Raw genomic sequence first — 3604 nt, forward strand, 5'->3', positions numbered from 1 at the left:
TCCCTGCCGTGATTGGGCCAGCACCAGGGTAAGCTCTGGATCACAGGCAGGCTCGGAACCTTCACCCGCCTCGTACTCATGACGCAACCACTCACCGTAAATGAATTCGCTTCGCGCAGGATAGAGCGGCTCAGCAAGATCTGAGCGCAAAAAGACAATCACTTCAAGAGGGTGGCGTCCATCCGGATCAAAAGGGTATCGCCCAGATATCTCCATTAACTCGGAAGTAAGGCATCTTCGAACCTCGGATGTCATCGGTTGGTCAATGACCACAAGCAAATCTACGTCGCTGCGGGGGCGAAGCTCACCAGCCACAGCCGAGCCATGGAGATAGACAGCCACCAGTGATTTTGCTAGCCGCTTCTGAACAATTGACAATGCTTTATTTGCTTCGGCAGGTACGATCACTAAACAGCCCATCTTAAATATCAAGAGAATGATGCTTTTGAGGATATGACCTCCTCACGCGGCTTCGTCAACCATATTATCCGTTGATCACCTGGACGATAAGGGCCTGTGGCAAGGACACATCAACCATTTTCTCCGCTTACCCAGTAATAAAAAGAAGGGTGCCCAAATGGCACCCTTCTTTTTTGTGACAAGCAATCAACAGATTAACTGCTAAAGCCTCAATGGTACCCTTCGCCCACTTTTACCTTGCCGCGAAATACCCAGTAAGACCAGGCAGTGTAGGCCAACACGATAGGGATAACAATCAGCACGCCGATCAGCAAAAACAATTGCGACTCCGGTGCAGAAGCGGCATCCCAAATTGTATAGTTGGGCGGTACGATAACCGGCCATTTACTGGCAATGAGGCCTAGGTAGGTAAAGATAAATAGGCCCAATGTTGCGACAAACGGTAAGCCTTCCTGCTGGCGTTTTACGGCACGATAAAGAGTGCCAGCGCAGACCATGGCGAGAATAGGGAACAGCCAAATTAGGTGGATCTGGTTCATCCAGCGGTCACGCACTTCTGGACTAACCAGCGGTGTCCACAGGCTAACAATGCCAAATACCACCAATACCGCTAAGAGTAATTTTGGTGTGATGCGATAGGCCCACTGCTGGACATGGTCTTCTGACTTCAGGATCAGCCACGTAGAACCAAGCAATGCGTAGCCCGCCATTAGTCCAATCCCCGTCAATACAGTAAAGGGTGTCAACCAATCCAGTGCGCCACCGACATAGCGAAAGTCTTCGACAGCAAACCCTTGGATGTAAGCGCCGACGACTGCGCCTTGAGCGAAGGTGGCAATGGCAGAACCCCAACAAAATGCGCGGTTCCACCAACGGCGGTTTTTCTTAGACTTGAAGCGAAACTCGAATGAGATGCCGCGAAAAATCAAGCCAGCCAGCATTAGGAAAACACCGATATAGAGCGCGGGCAAAAACACGGAATAAACTAAAGGAAAGGCGCCGAGCAGCCCAGCACCGCCCAGCACTAACCACGTCTCATTGCCATCCCACACGGGAGCAACAGAGTTCATCATCACATCGCGTGACTCTTCATCAGGAGCGAAGGGAAACAAAATTCCCAACCCTAGATCGAAGCCATCCATTAAGACATACATAATGACGCCAAAGCCAATAATGGCAGCCCAGATGAGTGAAAGATCAATACTCATGTGTTGGCTCCTTCCAAGTCATCATCAAAGGGGGTGTGTGCTGCGGATAGGGGGCGTTTCGGGCGTTCAACCTCGCCTCCAACTTCAGACTGTGTTTCTACTTTCATGCCATTGCGCACAACTCGCGTTAGATAATAAATACCGGTGAAAAATACCACGCTGTAAACCGCGATATAGCCAATCAAGGTAAACAGTGCCATGCCGCCAGTAAGGGACGGCGTTAAGCCTTCCGCGTGTGTCATGACGCCATACACTAACCAAGGCGCACGTCCTGATTCGGTAACAATCCAGCCACCCAGAACCGCGAGGAAGGGGGATGCAATCATGACGGTAAGCGTTTTTAAGAAAAGTGGGTTTTCATAGACACGCCCCTTACGACGCAGAAACAACCCGGTCAGCGCAACAGCAATCATCAGCACGCCAATGCCTACCATGACGCGGAAAGCCCAGAATACAATGATGACAGGAGGCTGCTCTTCTATTGGTACTGCGTTAAGCCCGGGAACTTCACCATCGACATGGTGCGTCAGAATCAAGCTGGCAAGGTTGGGGATGCCAATTTCAAAATGATTGGTCTGGGCTTCTTTATCGGGGATAGCAAAAAGCAGAAGCGGCACATTGGTTTGCGTTTCCCAGTTACCCTCCATGGCAGCTACTTTCGTTGGCTGGTGCTCCAAGGTGTTCAGACCGTGAAAATCGCCGACTACCGCTTGCGCAGGCGCTAATATCAGCAGTAACCACAAACACATGGATAGCGCTTTTTTGTTAGCTTCAACATCACGCTTGCGTAGTAAGAACCAGGCGCTAACCCCTGCAACGACGAACCCGCCGGTTAGGAAGGAAGCCATGCCCATGTGAACAAAGCGATACCAGAAGGAGGGGTTAAAGAGTGCTTCCATCCAGGAAGTGATATGGAACCGACCGTCGATGAGCTCGTAACCTACCGGGGTTTGCATCCAACTGTTGGCAGAAAGTATCCAGAAAGAAGATATAAACGTGCCTACAGCAACCATGATGGCAGCAAATAAATGCACACCTTCAGGTACTTTATTGCGGCCAAATAACAGCACACCTAGAAAAGCGGCTTCTAGGAAAAAGGCCGTTACTACCTCATAGCTGAGGACAGGGCCTAAGAAGTTAGATGTGGCGTAGGCAAAGTTGCTCCAGTTAGTACCAAACTGAAACGACATCACAATGCCTGATACAACGCCCATGCCAAACACAACGGCAAACACTTTTGTCCAGAACAGCGCTAAGCGATCCCAAGCGGGATTTTCCGTTTTGTAGAATAGGCCATGCAGTAGTGCGATGTAGGAAGCCAAACCGATAGTAAACACCGGAAAAATGGCATGAAAAGAGACAACAAAAGCGAACTGTAGCCTTGAAAGCAACAGAGGATCTAATTCCATGGCGACCTCCTAGATCGTGTGGCATGAAAGTATTGAAAATCAGTAGTTGTCGCAGGAGCTATATTCTTAAAGGCTATGGATATATTTCTTTAATCATTAATAATAGTAGTTGAAACCACTCTGCGACGTAAGTTGAAAGTATCCAGTGATGCATGGCGTATTGTCGCATCTATGAAAACGCTGCATACAAGGGGCGACTGCTTTAGGCGGGCCTGTGTCAGCCCCAAGGCTGATATCCAAGGCGATATTTCTGCCACAACCAAATCTGCTTACAAATTTTGCTAAGCTATTCAGCTGTTTTTTGCTGGCGCTTTTCCTCCATGTCTTCAAGCTCGTCTTCAACCCTGTCTTCACCTATGCCTCCATTTCGATCTTCGCGCTGGCTGCCTGGCGGACATTTGCAAACGCTCTATAGCCCGCTATGGCGGACATCGCCTCAATTACAACGTCGGCGTGAGCGAATGACGCTTCAAGATGGTGATTTTATCGATCTTGATTGGTATGGCCCTGAGGGTGAGTCGGCGAATTGCGTACTGCTGCTTCATGGCCTAACTGGCAGCTCTTCTT

3 protein-coding genes are annotated in these 3604 nt (G+C 49.6%); all 3 read right to left on the reverse strand.

Annotated features, from left to right (window positions below; genetic code table 11):
* The coding region (locus INT22_RS13905) for a nucleotidyltransferase domain-containing protein (RefSeq protein WP_193068430.1) at nucleotides 1-408 on the reverse strand (408 nt) is incomplete at its 3' end.
* A gap of 221 nt (nucleotides 409-629) precedes the next feature.
* Nucleotides 630-1628: a cytochrome d ubiquinol oxidase subunit II gene (gene cydB, locus INT22_RS13910; RefSeq protein ID WP_193060422.1), complete on the reverse strand. Its 999-nt coding sequence runs from the start codon at nucleotides 1626-1628 to the stop codon at nucleotides 630-632.
* Nucleotides 1625-3037 carry a cytochrome ubiquinol oxidase subunit I gene (locus INT22_RS13915; protein ID WP_193060423.1) on the reverse strand — a complete coding sequence of 471 codons (1413 nt, stop codon included), beginning with the start codon at nucleotides 3035-3037 and terminating at the stop codon, nucleotides 1625-1627. Before INT22_RS13915 ends, cydB begins: the two co-directional genes overlap by 4 nt.
* Between the last annotated feature and the right edge of the window lie 567 nt (nucleotides 3038-3604).

It is taken from the genome of Halomonas sp. 3D7M, assembly GCF_014897885.1.
In the GTDB taxonomy this organism is placed as follows: domain Bacteria; phylum Pseudomonadota; class Gammaproteobacteria; order Pseudomonadales; family Halomonadaceae; genus Vreelandella.

Bases quoted from the DNA above. Each gene is read 5' to 3' on its own strand.
- cydB (WP_193060422.1), bottom strand. From the start codon at position 1,628: ATGAGTATTGATCTTTCACTCATCTGGGCTGCCATTATTGGCTTTGGC.
- INT22_RS13915 (WP_193060423.1), bottom strand. From the start codon at position 3,037: ATGGAATTAGATCCTCTGTTGCTTTCAAGGCTACAGTTCGCTTTTGTT.